The following is a 19643-nucleotide window of genomic DNA, read 5'->3' as shown; positions in this document are numbered from 1 at the left end:
CCCCACCATGAAGAAATATTTCCTATTATTAGCCGTCCTCACAACTGGAGTAGTAACTGCGCAGGACGTTGAAAAGTTAATCAGTAAGAGTGAAGTAGAACGTATTGAGAAAACACTTTCCTCTGATGAAATGGAAGGACGACGTACGTTTACCAAAGGCATTGATAAAGCAGCCGCATTTATTGCCGAGGAGTTTAAGAAAACAGGTCTGCAAACCTGGAACAACAGTGGATCCTACCTGCAGCAGTTTGCGATGGTAAGGCCCAAGTTCATCAGTCTTACCGCAAGTTTAGGGGGTGTAAGCCTCGATAGCCGTGATGTAGTGGTGGTAACCTGTCAGCCCGACATCAATATCACGGAAAAATCAGGCTACGAAAAAGTAAAAATTGCAGCTGGTGCCAATCTGGGCACAGAAGCCAGAAAATACCTTGCTGCCAATAAAAATTATGTAGTCATCGTAGATACCAGCTTCGCCAAAACATTCAGTACACTCACTCGGATGAAGTCTAATATTTTCAAAACCGATAAGAGTGTGGTGTTTATACTGGCTGCTACCGATCCGGCAACCTATAGCGTAAGCGCTAAACACGAAATCACTGAAATGCCATTGGCCAATGTGGTAGGCGTATTACCAGGTAAGAGTAAAAAGAATGAGTATGTAATTTTCTCAGGACATTATGATCACCTGGGTATTATGGGTAAAGACAGAAATGGAAACGTACAAACCGATTCTATTTTTAACGGTGCGAATGATGATGCAGCAGGTACTACTGCTATGATGGTACTGGCACAGTATTTCAAAAAAGTAAACAACAATGAACGTACCCTGATCTTTGCTGCATTTACTGCAGAAGAAGTAGGTGGTTTTGGTGCTACATATTTTTCACGTCAGTTCGATCCAGCGCAGGTAATGGCCATGTTTAATATTGAGATGATTGGGTCTGAAAGTAAATGGGGTAAAAATTCAGCCTTTATTACGGGTTACGAAAAAACAGATATGGGCAAAATTTTGCAGGCTAATCTGGCAGGTACAGACTTTATGTTTCATCCAGATCCATATCCCGAGCAGCAATTATTTTATCGTTCAGATAATGCCACCCTGGCTCGTTTAGGCGTGCCTGCGCATACCATTTCGACCACTAAAATTGATGTGGATCCATACTATCACAAAGCATCAGATGAATTCAGTACCATTGATATAGACAATATGACACGCATCATTCGTGCCATTGCCTTAAGTTCAAAAGGTATTGTGAGTGGAAAGGAAACACCTACAAGGGTGAATACTTCTGATCTCAGATAAATTAAAAAAATAAAGTAAGCCCCGGATCGTTTTGGTCCGGGGCTTTTTTGTGCAACCGAAATAAATAATCAGATGATCTGCTTTGGGTTTGGTAAATTCATGGTTGCTTATATAACTTTTATGCGCATTGCTGTTTCGATATTTTTATCCTTATTCCTTGTTTCAGGTTTATATGCGCAGCATAGCTATCATGAAACGATACAGGCATGGAAAGCCGACAGGCTCAAAGAACTGAAATCAGAAAATGGTTGGCTAAACCTGGCGGGTTTATTCTGGCTGAATGCGGGAAAGCAGGAATTTGGTTCAGGAGGGGCAGACGCTATTCGTTTCCCCATACCGTCTTTTCCTTCAGCCGTTGGTTATTATGAAAGAAAGGGGGATGTTGTAACACAGGTTATTACAAAAAAAGTAGCGATAAAAGTAAATGGGGCAGAGCAGCAACAGGCCATTGTTTTTCACCCTGATTCAACTATACAACCCCTTATTTCATTTGCCGCTTATCGCTGGAACCTGATTAAGCGGGAAGATAAAATAGGCATTCGGTTCAGAAACCTGAAGCATCCGGCAATCGCAGCATTGAAGGAGATACCCTGTTTTCCGATCGATACAAATTTTCGGGTCATGGCAAAACTGATACGTCCCTTATTACAGAAAAGTATTCCGGTTGAAAATGTACTAGGGCAAACCACCATGCAGTTGTCGCCCGGTAAACTGTATTTCAGTATACAGAATATTCAGTATACACTTGATGCGCTTTTGGAAGGAGATAAACTATTTATCGTTTTTGGAGACGCCACCAGTGGTAAAACCAGTTATCCTGCCGGCCGTTTTTTATATGCAGTGATGCCTGGTGAAGATGGTTTGACGATCCTGGATTTCAATCAGTCATTCAATCCACCCTGTGCATTTACGCCTTATGCAACTTGCCCGCTTCCGCCGAAGCAGAATATTTTACCGCTTGCTATTACGGCTGGAGAAAAGAAAGCAGGGAACCATTGAGTCTATGAGCAGGCTATGTTTATCCCTCAATAATCACTCCATATTTATTCAGCAAACCCTGTACGGTGGCCAAAGAAAATTTTGCTTTTTGGAGGTTATTTTTTTCAGGATCAATGGAAAAATGAAAAGCGCCACGGAAATCAGCTTTGCTGAGTGTGGTTCTGTCGAAACGGGCATTGGTAAAATCACAGCCTGTGAAAACAGCTTCTGATAAAATGGCCTCTGTGAAATCTGCTTCTGTAAGATTACAGTCTTTAAAAATGATACCGGGAGCCTTACGTGTAAAGAAATTGGCAAAGTTAAGTGAGCAGTTTTCAAAATAAGGCGTAAACATTACGTGGTGGCAATGTTCAAAACTGATGCCCATCATTTTACAGTCAGTAAACTTTACTTCGCTGAAAGAAGTGTTGATCAGCTCAATGCGGTCGAGATTACAGTGATTGAATACACATTCGATAAAGCGAAAATCAGATAAGTTGGTGCCGCTCAGATTACAATGATTAAAATGGCAGCCTTCATAGGTGCCGGGGTTTAATTGCACTGGTTCTGTCGATTCAAATGCAAAAACCTGATTCTCAAAATAAGCGCCATCCATAGGTAAAGGGTAAATGAATAAATGGGAACGAGTATCCGTATTAACCATTCTGCTGAACCGTGGCACTGCTATGAATGGCCGCACTCATTTCTTTGATGAGTGAAGGATCTTTTTCAATGGCATTACCCACTACAATCACATCGGCTCCGGCTTTACAGTTGCGGTATGCTTTTTCAGGGTCTGTAATGCCACCGCCAATGATGAGTGGGGCCTCAATATGGCGCGCTACTTTTTCAATCATGGTTTCATTGATCGGGCGTTTGGCACCACTGCCGGCATCCATGTAAATTAGTTTCATACCCAGCATTTCACCTGCCATGGCTGTACACATGGCAATTTCATTTTTATCGGCCGGGATGGGTGTTGCATTCGAAATATAGGAAACCGTGGTAGGGGCGCCGCCATCAATTACCATATAACCGGTAGGCATAATTTCAAGGCCGCTCTTTTTTACAAAGGGGGCACTGATTACATGCTGGCCAATCAGTAATTCAGGGTTACGACCTGAAATAAGGGAAAGATAGAGTAGCGCATCGGCATATTTGCTCACCTGAGAAGGGGAACCCGGAAAGAGGATAACAGGAATATCACAGGCCGCTTTGATTTGCTGGATGCATTCATCCAGGTGGCTGGAGATGACCAGACTGCCACCTACAAAGAAATAATCTACTTTGGCGTCCAGCGATAAAGCCACGAGTTGCTCAATACTGTTACTGTCGACCTTATCGGGGTCGATCAGTACCGTAAAGGATTTCCTGCCGGATCGCTTTCTTTCTGCCAGTTGTTGATATAAAACCTGCTTCATTCCGTACTAAGTAGATGCTACTGCAAAAATGCAGAAAAGTTTTTGTTTAAGGTGCTAAACGACTGATTGTTTCGCATTTATTTGAAAGATAATGTGTTGAACCCGTTCCGCAGCCTGAACAAGCAGGTTTTTTTGTCTGTTTAAGGCCTCAATATTTACGAAAAACCCACGGTTTAACAAGGCCTCACCCCAAAAAATCTTTCCCACAATCGGGGATATTGCGGCAAATGCAGCCCTGATTTGGCCTGTGAAATAATCCACATTCTTTATTCACAAGCTGTGCATATTTACGGTCTTGGATTGTCAGATCGGAAAGATATTTTCGTCAACCGCTTAACTTTTTGTTAATCCGCAGGACCCATTAAATAACCGCTAAAACCTTAACCGCTTTATGGCTACTACCCGCTCCAAAAAAGGATTGCAATTCGGGCGCCGCTTCACAAAAGAAGGCCTGAGCCCCTACGACCAGTTTGAATATGACTACAGAGATTCTGTGATCAAGAACCCCAATGGTGAGAAAGTATTTGAGATGAACAATGTGGAGGTTCCCAAACAGTGGAGCCAGATAGCCACCGATATCCTTGCACAAAAATATTTCCGTAAGGCCGGTGTTCCCCAGCCAGATGGTTCTGTTGGCAGAGAAACGAGCGTAAAGCAGGTTGCACACCGTATGGCCCATTGCTGGCGCGTATGGGGTGAGCGTTATGGTTATTTCGCTTCTGAAAAAGATGCCCAGATATTTTATGATGAACTGGTTTACAGCATCCTGAATCAGGCCTGCGTACCCAATTCACCACAATGGTTCAATACCGGTTTACACGAGGTATATGGTATTACCGGTAAACCTCAGGGTCACTACTATGTAGATGCCAAAGATGGTAAACTGAAAAAATCAACCAACGCCTATGAGCGCCCTCAGCCACATGCCTGCTTTATCCTGAGCGTGAGCGATGACCTGGTGAACGAAGGCGGTATCATGGATCTGTGGACCCGTGAGGCCCGTATTTTCAAATATGGTTCTGGTGTAGGTACCAATTTCTCTCAGATCCGTGGCGGCGGAGAAAAGCTGAGTGGTGGCGGTACCAGCAGCGGTTTGATGAGCTTCCTCAAAATTGGTGACCGTGCGGCCGGTGCCATCAAAAGCGGTGGTACAACACGCAGGGCAGCTAAAATGGTATGTCTGGACCTCGATCACCCCGAGATCATGGAATTCATCAACTGGAAAGTAGAAGAAGAAAAGAAAGTGGCTGCACTGGTAGCTGCCGGTTATGATAACAGTTATGAGGGAGAAGCCTATGCTACTGTATCCGGACAAAACTCCAATAACTCTGTACGTATTCCCAACAGCTTCTTCAAAGTACTGGAAGAAGATGGTGACTGGGAACTGAAAGCACGTACCGATGGTCGCACTATGAAAAAAATTCCGGCACGTGAAGTGTGGGAGAAAATTTCTTATGCTGCATGGCGCTGTGCTGACCCCGGTACCCAATACGATACAACCATCAACGAATGGCATACCTGTCCGAAAGGTGGTCGCATCAATGCGTCAAACCCCTGCTCGGAATACATGTTCCTCGATAATACAGCATGTAACCTCGCTTCTATCAACCTGCGCAAGTTTCATGATGATGATACCAACGTATTCGATGTAGAAGGATTTGAATACACCACACGTCTCTGGACCACCGTACTGGAAATTTCTGTACTGATGGCGCAGTTCCCTTCAAAAGAAGTGGCTCAGCTTTCATACGATTACCGTACACTGGGTCTGGGCTTTGCTAACCTGGGTTCTATGCTCATGGTAAGCGGTATTGCTTACGATAGTGAGGAAGCCCGCGGTATTGCCGGAGCTATTTCTGCTATCATGACCGGTGTGGCTTACAAAACATCTGCTGAAATGGCTTCTTTCCTCGGTGCTTTTGATAAGTACGAAGAAAATAAAGAAGACATGCTGCGTGTAATGCGCAACCACCGTGCCGCTGCTTATGATGCAGAAGAAGCCTATGTAGGTCTTGAAATCAAACCACAGGGTATCAACGCAAAATACTGTCCTGATTACCTCCTGAAAGCAGCTACCAAAGCATGGGATGATGCTGTACAGTTAGGTGAACAACATGGTTACCGCAATGCACAAACAACGGTAATTGCCCCAACCGGTACCATTGGTCTGGTAATGGATTGCGATACCACCGGCGTTGAACCTGATTTTGCATTGGTGAAATTTAAAAAACTGTCTGGTGGTGGTTATTTCAAAATCATCAACCAGTCTGTACCACAGGCCCTCAAAAATCTGGGATACAATGAAGCAGAAGCAACGGCCATTGAAAAATATGCAGTAGGTGCCGCCTCATTTGAAGGTGCTCCTTTCATCAACAATGAATCGCTGGCTGCAAAAGGATTTACATCCGAAGAAATTGCCAAACTGAATGGTGCTGCCAAATCTGCCTTTGAAATCGGCTTCATCTTCAACCGTTTTACTTTAGGCGATGAGTGTATGCAGCGTCTGGGCTTCAAAGAAGAGCAATACGCAGACTGGAGCTTTAGCCTGCTCGAAGCATTGGGCTTTACCGAAGAGCAGATTGATGCAGCCAATGACTATGTATGCGGCACCATGACCATTGAAGGTGCACCTTACCTGAAAGAAGAACACCTGCCGGTATTCGATTGCGCCAATAAATGTGGTAAGAAAGGAGAACGTTATATCCACGCTTACGGACATATCCGCATGATGGCCGCCTGTCAGCCATTCCTGAGTGGTGCCATTTCAAAAACCATCAACCTGCCACATGAAGCAACGGTAGAAGAAATTGCAGATTGTTATTTACTGAGCTGGCAGTTAGGTCTGAAAGCCAATGCACTCTATCGTGATGGTTCTAAACTGAGCCAGCCACTGAGCAATAAATCTGATAAGAAGAAGAAAGAAGAAGATGCAGGCGACAAGGCAGAAGCAATAACTGAAGAAGCTCCTGTTGCGGAAACCGCATCTAATATTGTTGACCTGAGTCAGTTAACAGTTGATGAGTTACTGGAAGAAGTACAGAAGCGTATGAATGCTTCTACCGATACCAAACTGAAACGTCAGCTGTCTACCATCGTAGAGAAAAAATCATTGCCGGCCAAGCGTCGCGGCTTTACACAGAAAGCGAAAATCGGTGGTCAGGTTCTCTTCCTCCGTACCGGTGAATATGCTGACGGAACATTGGGTGAAATCTTTATTGATCTTGCCAAAGAAGGTTCAACACTCCGCAGCTTCATGAACTGTTTCGCTATTGCTGTTTCTGTTGGCTTACAATATGGTGTGCCATTGGAAGAGTTTGTAGAGAAATTCGTGTTCACCAAATTCGAGCCATCCGGTATGGTAGACCATCCGAATATCAAAACAACTACTTCACTGGTAGACTTTGTATTCCGTGCACTGGCTTATGAATACCTTGGCAGAACCGATCTGGTACATGTTCTCGATCGCCCCACCATTGGTAATACAGGAGAAGATGATGGTGACGCTACCTTACTCGGCAAGCCTGAGTTAAGTAGTGTTCGTGTAACAGCGCCGTCTGCGAATGCAACACCTGCTGCACAACCACAGAAATTACAAAGAGCCGCTGCCACTGTAAAAGCAGAAGCCGGCGGACTGGATGCGGTAAACGCTGCTGCTAAAAACATGCAGAGCGATGCTCCGGCCTGTAATACCTGCGGTCATATCACCATCCGTTCCGGTACTTGTTACAAGTGTTTGAACTGTGGTAACAGTATGGGATGTAGCTAATCTGATAAATGAAAATTGTTAGTAAATACAATGAAAACCGCCTTCTGATTTCAGAGGCGGTTTTTTCCTTCGTCGCATATAACAACCGTAGGTTGTTACGCTCCTCAGGATGACGGATGTTTGTGCGGAGAATCATGCGTTGTTGGGCGAAGCCCAATAACGCATTTTTTTTTCATGCATCGGACTCCGTCATTCTGAGGAGCGTTCCGACGAAGGAATGAGTATAATAGTGTAAAAAATATTTTCAACTCACTACGTTAGAGATGAAGACTACGTCTTGTTCGCATCATGATATGATAGCTTAGTCAGGTAATCTTTTTTATGATCAAGCTAGGTTATGTATACATACTTACGAATTCATCTAAAACCATGTTATATGTTGGTGTTACATCTGATCTCACAAAACGAATACGGCAACACCAGCAGAAAGTATATTCTAAAAGCTATACTGCTAAATACAATATTCACTTGCTGATTTATTATGAAACCTATGCATTAGTCGTAGATGCTATTAAAAGAGAAAAAGAAATCAAAGGATGGAGTCGAAGTAAAAAAGAAAAATTGATAAAAGTAAAGAATCCAAATTGGGAGATTCTATGCATCTGATCCTTCGTCGCATGCAATAACCTGCGGTTATTACTGCTCCTCAGGATGACGAGCATAACGATTGTAAAAGTGATGGGGAGGGAGAACACTAATACGTCATCCAGAGGAGCGTTCCGACGAAGTCAGAAATCGCGACGAAGGATATTCTTGCTTTTACGCCTGCAAAACTCATCCTGTTAAAGGTTCATACAATTCCTTTTACGGATCGCAAATAGCAATGATGGAAATGTATGCTATTAAGTACAGTTTTAATGAATTTGTAAATTGTTGTAAGGATAGTCTCATCCCCCCGTCTATCCGGCAAATTGCCTGATATGAAAGTCATAGGATGTTTTTTTGCTGTGGTTCTTGGCCTGTCAGCATGTACCAAAGAAAGCGACGCACTCAAAGCAGCCTTACAAACGAATAATTCTCCTGTAACTGCTCCTATACCTGTTCAGCCTGCATTAAAGCGTGGGGTATTGTATTCCACATCTGGTATACAGGTAATGGGCGTAGTTAAAATTATACAACAAGCTTCCGGCTTGCAGGTACAACTCGATAGCTTTTCTGTGAGTGCAGGCCCCGATCTGAAAGTATACCTGTCACAGGCAGCTACACCCGGTAATCACCTGAACCTGGGTAACCTGCAGTCAAATTCCGGTACCCAGTATTACAATATTCCTGCAGGCACCAATCTGTCTGCCTATCCATTTGTGCTCATTCATTGTCAACAATACAATCACCTGTTTAGCTATGCAAGTATTCAATAAAAAAACCATTATTTTTCTGTGTATGATCTTTGTGTCTGTGGCCAATCATCAATTAGCTGCACAGGGTTGCAGTGATGCAGGTTTTTGTACCATTCCTTTACGACCCGCAGCCGCCAGTAAAAATAATATACAAACAGAACTGGCTTATTTACGTGGTGAGGAAAATACCAATCTGGCAACACTATCTATCAGTTATTCACGGCAGCTATCTAAAAAAATACAGTGGGACAATAAACTGGTAGCAGCCAATATTGATGGAAGTTATGGTTCTGTTACTAACCTTGGTGATCTGTATTCAACGGTACGCTATGGTGTACAAAGTAAATCAGGGAAAAAGATTTACCTGTTGGGAGGTGTGAAAATACCCTTTAATCAATCCAACCTGAAAATCAGAAATGTATCACTTCCCATGGTATACCAGACCAGTCTGGGTACCTATGATCTGATTGCGGGTGCTGCTTTTTCGGCTGGTAAACTCGATATGAATTTTGCGTTTCAGTTGCCCGTTGTTCAGCAAAACAGGAATAGCTTTATTAAAGAGCAGGCCCCTTTGGCAGGTGAATTTCCAACCACAAATCTGTTCAGAAGAAAAGCTGATGTATTGTGGAGAGTAGGTTACCCATTGAAATCGAAAACAGGCAAATGGAATTTCAATCCCAATCTTTTAGCCATTTATCATTTGGGTGAGGATAGCTATGAAAATGTATTCGGAAAAAGAGAAACGATCAAAGGTTCATCGGGGCTTACACTCAATGCAAATCTGCAAACCACTTATCGTATCAGTCAACAACAGTCTTTACAGCTAAGCCTCGCAACTCCTTTTGTGGTGCGTGATACAAGACCCGACGGACTTACCCGTTCATTTGTGGCATCTGTAGCATACCAGTTTGGATGGTAGGCAGGATTTTGATTTCATGATTCGTTGATTTTTCGAATTCTTATTTTCTTGTCCTAAACTACTTTCTTAAAATTCAATCGGATTGAATTAATGGCCAGTACCACATCACTCAGTCCCATTACCAGCGCACCAAAGGTAGGGTTGAGGTAACCGAGTGCTGCAACAGGAATGGCAACAATATTATAGGCAAAGGCCCAAAAAAGGTTTTCCTTGATGGTGATATAGGTATGTTTACCCAGGCCGAGTGCCATGGGTAAATTTTTAAGTCCATGGTTCATCAATACCACCTGTGCACTCTGCATGGCAACCTGAGTGGCATCGCTGAGTGAAATACCTACCGTTGCTTTGGCCAATGCAGGCGCATCATTAATGCCATCACCTACCATGGCTGTTGGGCCATCACTGTTAAATGCAGCAATTTTTTCTAATTTCTGCGCAGGTGTCTGTTCGGCAATAATGGTATTAATACCTAACTCTTTTCCAACTTTTTCGCATTTGTCTTTCTGGTCACCGCTTAATAAAATGGTACGGATACCGCGGGCATGTAAAGTACTGATCACCGCTTTTGCTTCGGGTCTTATCTCGTCTGCCACATCTATCCAACCCAGTAACTGGTTGTTGCGAATGATGTAAACATTATGTGAACCATCATTGGTAAACGCTGTAGCGGTTTTAAAAGAACCGGCAATATAGTGGTTGCCTTCTTTGTCGGTAGCTTTCATACCCAGTCCCTTAACTTCTTCAATAGATGCCCATCTTATTTCATCTTTGGTTTTCCAGTTGCGTGCAATGGCATTGGCAATCGGATGGTTTGAATATTTCTCCAATGAATAAACGATGCGTTGAAAATTCTCTTCATTCAATTCTGCTGCTGTTACAGCGAATCGGGTAATATTGAAATGCCCGGTGGTAAGTGTACCGGTTTTGTCGAATACAACCTGTCGTATGCTTTTAAAAATTTCAAGACTTTTCGCATTTTTAAATAATATTCCATTCCGTGCTGCTCTACCTAGTCCTACCGCAATAGCAGCAGGTGTGGCGAGTCCCATGGCACAGGGACAGGAAATGACGAGTACGGCAATGCTTCTTAAAAGACTGGTGCTGAAAGTTTGATCTGCTAAAAAGTAATTGGCCAGTAAGGTAATAAGGGCAATGCTTACTACAGTGGGTACAAAGATGGCACTGATTTTATCGGCCAGTTGCTGTACCGGTGGTTTCTCGGTCTGGGCCTCTCTCACCATTTTCAGAATGCCCGATAAAACCGTGTCTTCACCCACGGCGGTTACATAGGTTTTAACGGTTCCACTTTCAATGATGCTGCCACCGATCAGGTGATCTTTCATCTGCTTGAAAACAGGCGTACTTTCTCCTGAAACAATGGCTTCATTTACCTGCACTTCACCCCAGAGAATTTTACAGTCCATCGGTACCTGTTCGCCGCTTTTAATCAGCAGCAGGTCGCCTACTTTCAAACTGGTACTTTCAACGGGGAAAATATGTTCCTGATGCTGATCGTCGTACGCAATCATATTGGCCATTGATTTCTGCGTAGTGGCCAGTTTTTGTAAGGCAGCCTGCGTGGTTTCTACAGAACGGTCCTCCATCCAGTTACCGAGGAATACAAGGGTGATGATGGTAGCCGTTGTTTCATAAAATAAAAAGTCTTCCGCGCGTCCAATGATGGTGCCATATAAACTATAACCAAATGCTGCTACTGCACCCAATGCAATCAGCACATTCATATTGGGTATACCTTTCCATACACTTTTAATGGCACTTCTGCCAAAAAAATCCATACCCACCAGAAATACCGGAATGGTTAAACCCAGCTGTACATAGGGATTCATGAGTACATGAATATGTACACCCGGAATCATATGCAACATCAGCGGGGCCGTAAAAACAAAACAAAACCAGAAGCGCTGGATATGGGTCGATAAAAATTTTTTCCGTTTAGGTTCATCGTCATCATGTTCCTGTGCCACATGATAGCCCAGACCATTGATGCCTTTCGCAATATCTTTTGTGGCGATATTTTCCGGCACCTCAAAACTTACATCCCCGCCGATGAAATTTACTTTCACATTTTGCATGCCCTTCGATTCGAGGTATTTGTTCACGGTAAGGGCACAGTTGGTGCAGGTCATTCCTTCTACTTTCCAATTCACTTTCTCCATAGTCCGGGTATTAAGATGATACAATCACCCTACAAATTTACCAAATAGCCAAGGCTTGCTCTTTCGATTTGAGAAGAATATTATTACATCGATGTTGCAGAAGGAAGTTGATAGCTACCAGCTACTAGCTTCTAGCCTTTAGCCATTAGCCATTACCCATTCGCTATCCTCCATCAGCCATCCACATCTGCGATCTGCCATCTGACATTCCTTCATCAAATCCGCCATCAGCGATCCTCCATCAGCGATCCAAATCTGCCATCATCAAATTCTAACCTACCTTTGCACCATGGATGCAATTTTCGGACTGCCACAGATACAATCCGTAGCCAAAGCTTTATGGCAGGTGGGTAAAAAACATAAGGTATGGGCCTTTCACGCTGAAATGGGAACCGGGAAAACGACTTTTATTCATGCTTTATGTGAATACCTGGGTGTAAAAGACGCGATCAGTAGTCCAACATTTGCCATCGTAAACCAGTACGATAGTGCAGAAGCAGGTGTTTTACTGCATATGGACTGGTATCGGCTGAAAGATGAAGAGGAAGCCATCATGGCAGGCATTGAGGATCACCTGCTCAGTGAACAATATTGTTTTATTGAATGGCCCGAAAAAGCACCAGGGCTTTTACCCGACGATACTTTTCATGTTTACCTGCAATTGCTTGATCCGGCTACAAGGCGGTTGTACACCGATGCAGAAGCCATCTGATTCTGCTGGGAATGCGTTAACTTTATTGTTCTGTACAGCATATTTCTAACCAACAAATACCATGGCAACCAGTAAACCTTCTATTACTACTTCTTTTTCTTATGAAACCCTTGAAGAAACACTGGATATAAAACCCCAGGGTGCCAAACTGCATATAGGTATTCCCAAAGAAATCGCTTTTCAGGAAAACAGAATTGCGTTAACGCCCGATGCAGTGGGTGTATTGGTATCCAATGGTCACCAGGTGGTGGTAGAACACAATGCAGGTGAAGGAAGTCATTATTCAGACAGAGACTATGCAGAACTGGGTGCCACCATTGTTTATGATCGGGAAACCATTTTTAAATGTCCCATTCTGGTAAAGAGTGCGCCACCAGTTGCAGAAGACATGCCCTTACTGCAACAGAACCAGACCATCGTTTCTCCCATTCATTTATCAGCTTTACGGAAAGAATACATCGAAAAGATGATGGAGAAAAAGATTACTGCTTTGAGCTTTGAAAATTTCAAAGACGAAAGTGGTACCTATCCCATCGTAAGAAGTATGAGTGAAATTGCAGGTAGTGCGGTAATGCTGATTGCCGGACAGTACCTCAGCAGTTTTAACAAAGGTAAAGGCGTATTGCTTGGTGGTATCAGTGGTATACCACCTACCAAAGTGGTGATTGTGGGGGCAGGTATTGTGGGTGAGTTTGCCACCAGAAATGCATTGGCGCTGGGTGCATCGGTAAAAGTATTTGATAACAATGTGTATCGCTTAAAACAGTTACAGAATAACTTAGGGCAACGTATCTGGACCAGTGTACTGGAACCACGTATTTTATCCAAACAATTAAAAACCTGTGAAGTAGCTGTAGGTGCATTGAGTAATGAATATGGTCGTGCACCGGTGGTAGTAACAGAAGAAATGGTAGCTGCCATGCGTCCGGGTAGTATTATTATTGATGTGGCGATTGATCGTGGGGGCTGTTTTGAAACCAGCGAACTCACCAGTCATCAGCAACCCACATTTGTAAAACACGATGTTATTCATTACTGCGTGCCAAATATACCCAGTGGTTTTGCAAGAACTGCCAGTCAGGCTATCAGCAATGTACTCATGCCATTGATGCTCTCGATCAGTGACGAAGGTGGACTGGAAGAAATGGTATGGCACAATTTCAATCTCCGGGAAGGTATCTATATGTTCAAGGGGGCACTTACTGATTTTTATATCAGCCAGCGCTTCGATTTGAAATTTACCGACCTAAATCTGTTAATTGCGAGCAGAAGATAGATGCTACCTTATTTTTCTTTCGGCAGGTGTGCAATCACTTCTATTTCGAGCTTGGCTTCCGGCATATATAAGCGGCTTATCTGTACCCATGTAGCAGCAGGATAATCACCTTTGTACATTTTCTTGCGCACCTCATTGTGAGCTTTCATCGCTTCTATATCGGTAGTGTAAAGGTTTTCTTTAACTACATTCTGTAAACTGGCACCAAAATGGTTCAGACTTTTTTCAATGGTCTGGTAAATACGTTCAATACTGGCAGCTGTTATAGAAGTAGCTACTGTACCGGATACATATAATACATTGTCTGCTTTCACTACCTGCGCATATCCTGCTGCGGTATCCTGTGATGCACCAAAATGAAATTTCTTTTTCTCTATGTTATTCGTCTGTGCGCTGAGTAGTTGAAACGTAATCAGACATGCGACAACAAGAATAATCGCTTTCATATTTTTTATTTGTAAAATAAATCATTCGGAATAAATATCCCTTTCTTCCATTCTCTCTGCAAAAAACGCATATAGTGCGGATGCATTTTCGCAGGGAGCATGGAAGTTGTTTTATCTGGGGAAACTTATTTTACCCATACTAACTGCAGGTATACCATTGCGGCCGGCGCCCAGTTTTACTTCACCACCACAGATGGCTTCATTGGCCAGTATGGCAAAAAGAACGGCTTCTTTGGCATCCGGATTTACTTCCAGTTCTGCTGTGTTTCTGAAAATAATATCGGGTAATTGTTCCCTGATATGTTGCATCAATAAAGGATTGTGCATACCGCCACCACTTACATAAGCTACAAAATCTTTTCTGTTTCCCATACTTCTCTGTAATGCATCCACTATCATATCTGCTGAAAAACGGTTCAGCGTAGCCATGATATCTGCATGCGACAAATGAGTATTGTTAGAAGCCTGTAAAGCCTGATCCAAATACTCCAGGTTAAAGAGTTCGGGGCCAATGGTTTTAGGGAAATCGTTGGTGAAGAAATCATTTTGCTTGAGTGCCTGTAATAAAGAAGCCTGAATATTCCCTTCTTTGGCTATGGCTGCATTTTCATCAAAATATTTTCCGGGAAAATGTTCCTGTATATAGGCATCCATCAAAGTATTGCCGGTTCCTACATCGGTACTGAAAACAGCACTGGCATCGAGGCTCGATGGGAGATAGGTAAAGTTGGCAATACCGCCGATATTGAGCATGATCCTGTTTTCCTGTTTATTACTGAAAATCAGATAGTCGCCATAAACAGCCAATGGAGCTCCTTCGCCGCCGGCGGCCACATGTTTCTGCCTGAAATCGCTGAGGGTAATGATGCCCGTAGCTACAGCCATATGGTCGCCATCGCCAATCTGTAAAGTAGCATTGCCAAACTGATCATCAGGATGCAGAAATTTGGGTGCATGATAAATGGTTTGTCCATGACTTGCAATCAGGTCAACATCAGCGGCAGCAACCTGCCATTTTGCTAAACAGGTATTGATAATATGGGCATGTTCCAGTGCTACCCAGGCATTCAAAACACATACTTTTTCAAGGTCGACCTGCCGTTTGGAAAAAACAGACTTTATCTGTTCTTTAAATGCAGCGTTATAGGCAACGGTCTCAAATGCGAGTAAATGCAGGTTTGTATCCATACCCTGACCCGAAAAACGGCATAAAGCCACGTCAAGGCCGTCAACCGAAGTGCCGCTCATCAATCCGATAATGGTTCTTTCCTGCTTATTGGCAATTTTGTACAATGCCGCTATATTCTGGTTCATGGGTTTAAATTAGACTTAAAAACGCATCTTTCGGCAGTTTCTTGCAAGAAATTTTTGGAAATGCGCAACTTCCTGCATTAATTTTAAGGATTATACTTATCCTGCTGCTATGTTGAAAACCGAACGTCAAGCTTATATCCTACGTCAGATCGACCTGCATAACCGTATACTTTCCTCAGACCTGAGTAATGAAATCAATGTATCCGAAGATACGATCCGCCGCGATCTGAATGAACTGGCGGAGATGGATAAAATTATCAAAGTGCATGGCGGTGCATTGTCAAAATCATTTCATAGTTCCTTCCTGAAATCGGATGTTTATAAAGCTGATAGTAAGAGACTGATTGCACAGAAAACAGTACCACTCATCAGGAACAATATGTTTATTCTTACCACCGGAGGAACCACCATTATTGAAATGGCCAGGATACTACCACCCGATCTTACCGCCACTTTTTTTACGGGTAGTATTCCTGCTGCACATGAGTATGCACAGCATCCGAATATTGAAGTGATTTTTCTGGGCGATAAAATATCCAAGAGTTCACAGATTGCAGTGGGTGGTGAAGCCATTTCAAAGATCAGTGGCATCAAAGCAGATCTTTGTATCATGGGTATTAATGCTATTGATGAAACAGGTATTACTGATAATGACTGGGAAGTAATACAGGTAAAAAAAGCGATGATACAGGCAGCAGAAAAAACAGTAGTGCTGTCGATAGCTGAGAAAGTAAATACACACCAGAAACTTACCATTTGTGGGTTGGATGAAATTGATACCATGATTACGGAATTGGATCCATCCAATCCATTATTTGAACCTTATAAAAAACAAGGCATTACTATTTTGTAATTATCTATAAACGCTGAAATATGAAAATCAAAACGCTTATGAAGCCGGGTAGTGTAAAAGCAGTTTGTTTACTACTGCTTACCACACTGTTTACGGCCGCCGGTATTGCGCAGGTTCGCATTTCCGGTAAAGTTACTGCCAAAGGTGGTACAGCTGTGGAAGCAGCTTCTGTTGTTGTAAGGGAAAACAGTACAGGTGCTGCTACCGATGCAACAGGTAGCTACAGTTTTACATCTGCACTGAAACCCGGTACCTATACCCTTGTTTTTTCGAGTGCAGGTTACAAAACACAACAGTCATCTTTAACAGTAACGGCCGGTAACAACAGTTATACGGTAAATGCAGAACTGGCAGATGATGTTTCCAAACTCGATGAAGTGATTGTAACCGGTAACTCACAGGGTACCACACGCCGTCAGTTGGGAAGTTATATCAGCTCTGTAAGTGCTGAAGACCTTAACAAAGGAGCTACCGGAAACGTACTGGCAGCTTTACAAGGTAAAACAGCTGGTGCGCAGATTTCGCAGAACTCCGGTGACCCTGCAGGGGGTATTTCTGTACGCCTCCGTGGTATCAGTTCAATCTCCTCTTCTTCAGAACCCTTGTACATCATCGATGGGGTGATTGTAAACAATGCTACCAATCGTGTTACCAATACATCCAGCAACTACGATGGTGGTAACTTTGTAGGTTCGATCGGTCAGAGCCGTTTGGTAGATATCAATCCGAATGATATCGAAAGAATAGAAGTGCTGAATGGTGCTGCTGCCGCTGCCATCTATGGTAGCCGTGCCAATGCCGGTGTGGTACAGATCTTTACTAAAAAAGGAAAGAGCGGGGTACCTACGGTAAGCTTTTCAACCAGCTTTACTACCAGCAGCCTGCGGAAGAAACTGGATGTAAACCAGGCGCCTACTAAATTCGGCGGCCCTACAGATGGTCCGGGTGCCTTAACACAGGATATCCTTTCACCCGCTATCACCACTACTACTCCTGTAACCCGTTACGATTACCAGGACTATATTTTCCGCAATGCAAACGGCACGGATAATAATATTTCGATCAGCGGTGGTAACGATAAAACCAAATACTATGTATCAGGGTCTTATTTTTATAACCAGGGTATTGTGAGAAATACCGATTTCCAGCGTTATAGTTTCCGTAGTAATATTGATCAGGTACTGAATAAATGGGCAAGCTTTAACCTCGGTCTGAATTATGTTAACAGCACCGCGAATGAGAAACCAGATGGTAACTCCTTCTTCTCACCCATGAACTCAGTCACCATCATTGGTAACTTCCATAATATCTGGACAAGAGATGCACTCGGAAATATTCAGGCAGTGGGTGAACGCGGACGCGCCAATCCGGTTTCTGTTATTGAAGACATCAAACAACGTCAGACCACCAATCGTTTAATTGCCAATATGGGTCTGAAACTCCGCCCCATCACCGGTTTAACGGTTGATTATACCATGGGTATCGATAACTATTCACAGAACGGTACCACTTATATCCCTCCATTTGCGTATAACGTGAGTACCGCATTCTTTGGTGGTGGTCCTACCTTGGATCCTACACAGAACGGTTATGCAAGTACCGGTAACAACAGTTTCTTTGCCATTAACCATGACCTGAATGCTACTTATAGCAGAAATATCACCAGCAATATCAATTCGGTAACACAGGTAGGTTTTTCTCAGCAATATGAAAAGAACAACTATTCATTGTTGCAGGGAAGAGGACTCGCTCCTTTTGTACAAACCGTGAATGGTGCCAGTACCAGACTGGATCCTGTTGATGAAAGAAGTGAAATTTCTATCTCAGGTGCATACGTTCAGCAGAACTTTAAATACCGCAACCAGTTCTTTATTACCGGTGCCATGCGGGTGGATGGTTCTTCTGTATTTGGTAAAAACCAGCGTAACCAGACTTATTACAAAGCCAGTGGTAGCTATGTAATTTCAGGAACCGATTTCTGGGGTAAATCATCTGTATCAAAATGGTGGGACCTGTTGAAAGTGCGTCTGGCCTATGGTGAAAGTGGTAACCTTACCGGTATCGGTGCTTACTCAAGATTCAATACCTATAGTTCATCTTCTTATCAGGGCAGAACAGCATTGAACTCAAGCGGTACACTGGCGAATGAGAATGTAAGACCTGAAAGACAACAGGAAGTGGAACTGGGTTTTGATATGGCTTTCCTGAATAACAGAATCGGACTTACGGTAAACATTTACAACAAGAAAGTAAAAGACCTGCTCATTAACCGTTTCATTGCACCTACATCCGGTTTCAGCAGTTTGCTGGATAATTTCGGATCACTGGAAAATAAAGGTTATGAAATCGTGTTAACAGGTAATCCGGTGGCAAAGAGAAACTTTAACTGGAACATCACCGGTATCTTCAACCATAACCGTAACAAAGCCGTTCGTATCGGTCAGGCACTTACCCTGCTGAGCACCAATGCCGGCGCGCCGGTTGCCATTATTGAAGGGCTGCCTGTAGGTGTGTTCTATGGTACTTTCTTCGCACGTAATGCAGATGGCACTGAGGTGAAAAACGCAGGTGGTATTCCGCAAACAGAAAGAGGTGTGCAGAATACAGCTACCACCTTCACAACAGGCAGAACTGCTGGTTTGCCAAGTGGTGCAGTATTGCGTAAAGTAATCGGCGACCCAAATCCTGATTATACCACCAGTTTAGTAAATGAGTTCACTTATAAAAAACTGAGTCTCCGTGTGCAGATCGATGCCGTGAAAGGTGTGGATGTTTTCAATGCTGATTTCCGTACACGTCAGGGTGTAGGTAATGGTAAAGTAGCTGAGCAGGAACATCGCGGTATTTTACCCCGTGGTTATATCAGCGGTATCTATGCCATCGAAGAATGGCGCGTAGATGATGGTAGCTATACCAAACTGCGTGAATTATCGCTCAGTTATAATTTTGGAAAAGTAAAAGGGTTCAGCGATCTGAGTATCAGCTTCAGTGGCCGCAACCTGATTAGTTGGGATAATTATAAAGGCTATGATCCGGAAGTGAATGCAGGCGGACAAAGTACCATTCTTCGTGGTATTGATTTTGGTGCAGTACCCATTCCGCGCACATTCAGTTTTGGTATCCAGGCTAAATTTTAATCCT

15 protein-coding genes are annotated in these 19643 nt (G+C 43.3%); 10 read left to right on the top strand and 5 right to left on the bottom strand.

The genetic code is table 11. The annotated features are described in order from the left end of the window. Positions 1-7 precede the first annotated feature (7 nt). Positions 8-1303 carry a M28 family metallopeptidase gene (locus BC659_RS03880; RefSeq protein WP_133473357.1) on the top strand — a complete coding sequence of 432 codons (1296 nt, stop codon included), beginning with the start codon at positions 8-10 and terminating at the stop codon, positions 1301-1303. Positions 1304-1423: 120 nt separating this feature from the next. After that, the gene (locus BC659_RS03875; RefSeq protein WP_162847342.1) at positions 1424-2302 is read left to right on the top strand and encodes a DUF1684 domain-containing protein; all 879 of its coding nucleotides are present in this window, start codon (positions 1424-1426) and stop codon (positions 2300-2302) included. Between the two features lie 19 nt (positions 2303-2321). Here BC659_RS03875 and BC659_RS03870 read toward each other — a convergent pair whose 3' ends face one another. After that, complete coding sequence (locus tag BC659_RS03870; RefSeq protein WP_162847341.1) at positions 2322-2897, bottom strand: pentapeptide repeat-containing protein; 576 nt, start codon at positions 2895-2897, stop codon at positions 2322-2324. 40 nt (positions 2898-2937) lie between these two features. Continuing rightward, positions 2938-3702: a phosphoglycerol geranylgeranyltransferase gene (locus BC659_RS03865; RefSeq protein WP_133473354.1), complete on the bottom strand. Its 765-nt coding sequence runs from the start codon at positions 3700-3702 to the stop codon at positions 2938-2940. A gap of 391 nt (positions 3703-4093) precedes the next feature. Between BC659_RS03865 and BC659_RS03860 the strand changes: the two genes are divergently transcribed. From BC659_RS03860 to BC659_RS03845, 4 genes are all read left to right on the top strand, one after another. Beyond that, positions 4094-7468, top strand: a complete 3375-nt coding sequence (locus tag BC659_RS03860; RefSeq protein WP_133473353.1) for a vitamin B12-dependent ribonucleotide reductase — start codon at positions 4094-4096, stop codon at positions 7466-7468. A 321-nt stretch (positions 7469-7789) separates the two neighbouring features. Beyond that, positions 7790-8074, top strand: a complete 285-nt coding sequence (locus BC659_RS03855) for a GIY-YIG nuclease family protein (protein ID WP_133473352.1) — start codon at positions 7790-7792, stop codon at positions 8072-8074. Positions 8075-8388: 314 nt separating this feature from the next. Continuing rightward, positions 8389-8826, top strand: a complete 438-nt coding sequence (locus BC659_RS03850; protein ID WP_133473351.1) for a DM13 domain-containing protein — start codon at positions 8389-8391, stop codon at positions 8824-8826. After that, entirely contained in the window at positions 8810-9724 is a 915-nt protein-coding gene (locus BC659_RS03845; protein ID WP_133473350.1) for a hypothetical protein, read from the top strand. Before BC659_RS03850 ends, BC659_RS03845 begins: the two co-directional genes overlap by 17 nt. A gap of 53 nt (positions 9725-9777) precedes the next feature. On the opposite strand, the gene BC659_RS03840 is transcribed toward BC659_RS03845, so the two are convergent. Further along, positions 9778-11901, bottom strand: a complete 2124-nt coding sequence (locus BC659_RS03840) for a heavy metal translocating P-type ATPase (protein WP_133473349.1) — start codon at positions 11899-11901, stop codon at positions 9778-9780. A 289-nt stretch (positions 11902-12190) separates the two neighbouring features. Here BC659_RS03840 and tsaE point away from each other — a divergent pair, with 289 nt between their 5' ends. Beyond that, complete coding sequence (tsaE, locus tag BC659_RS03835) at positions 12191-12613, top strand: tRNA (adenosine(37)-N6)-threonylcarbamoyltransferase complex ATPase subunit type 1 TsaE (RefSeq protein WP_133473348.1); 423 nt, start codon at positions 12191-12193, stop codon at positions 12611-12613. 61 nt (positions 12614-12674) lie between these two features. Further along, positions 12675-13889: an alanine dehydrogenase gene (locus BC659_RS03830; RefSeq protein ID WP_133473347.1), complete on the top strand. Its 1215-nt coding sequence runs from the start codon at positions 12675-12677 to the stop codon at positions 13887-13889. 8 nt (positions 13890-13897) lie between these two features. On the opposite strand, the gene BC659_RS03825 is transcribed toward BC659_RS03830, so the two are convergent. Both BC659_RS03825 and BC659_RS03820 read right to left on the bottom strand, forming a co-directional pair. Further along, positions 13898-14335 (bottom strand): RidA family protein, encoded by a 438-nt coding sequence (locus tag BC659_RS03825; RefSeq protein ID WP_133473346.1) that lies wholly within the window; start codon positions 14333-14335, stop codon positions 13898-13900. A gap of 111 nt (positions 14336-14446) precedes the next feature. Beyond that, on the bottom strand, positions 14447-15649 hold the full coding sequence (locus BC659_RS03820; protein ID WP_133473345.1) for an anhydro-N-acetylmuramic acid kinase: 1203 nt from the start codon (positions 15647-15649) through the stop codon (positions 14447-14449). A 109-nt stretch (positions 15650-15758) separates the two neighbouring features. Between BC659_RS03820 and BC659_RS03815 the strand changes: the two genes are divergently transcribed. Next, positions 15759-16502, top strand: a complete 744-nt coding sequence (locus BC659_RS03815; RefSeq protein WP_133473344.1) for a DeoR/GlpR family DNA-binding transcription regulator — start codon at positions 15759-15761, stop codon at positions 16500-16502. Positions 16503-16522: 20 nt separating this feature from the next. Continuing rightward, complete coding sequence (locus tag BC659_RS03810; RefSeq protein ID WP_133473343.1) at positions 16523-19639, top strand: SusC/RagA family TonB-linked outer membrane protein; 3117 nt, start codon at positions 16523-16525, stop codon at positions 19637-19639. Positions 19640-19643 lie beyond the last annotated feature (4 nt).

It is taken from the genome of Sediminibacterium goheungense (genome assembly GCF_004361915.1).
Lineage (GTDB): Bacteria > Bacteroidota > Bacteroidia > Chitinophagales > Chitinophagaceae > Sediminibacterium > Sediminibacterium goheungense.
This window is presented reverse-complemented; position numbering and strand designations above follow the sequence as displayed.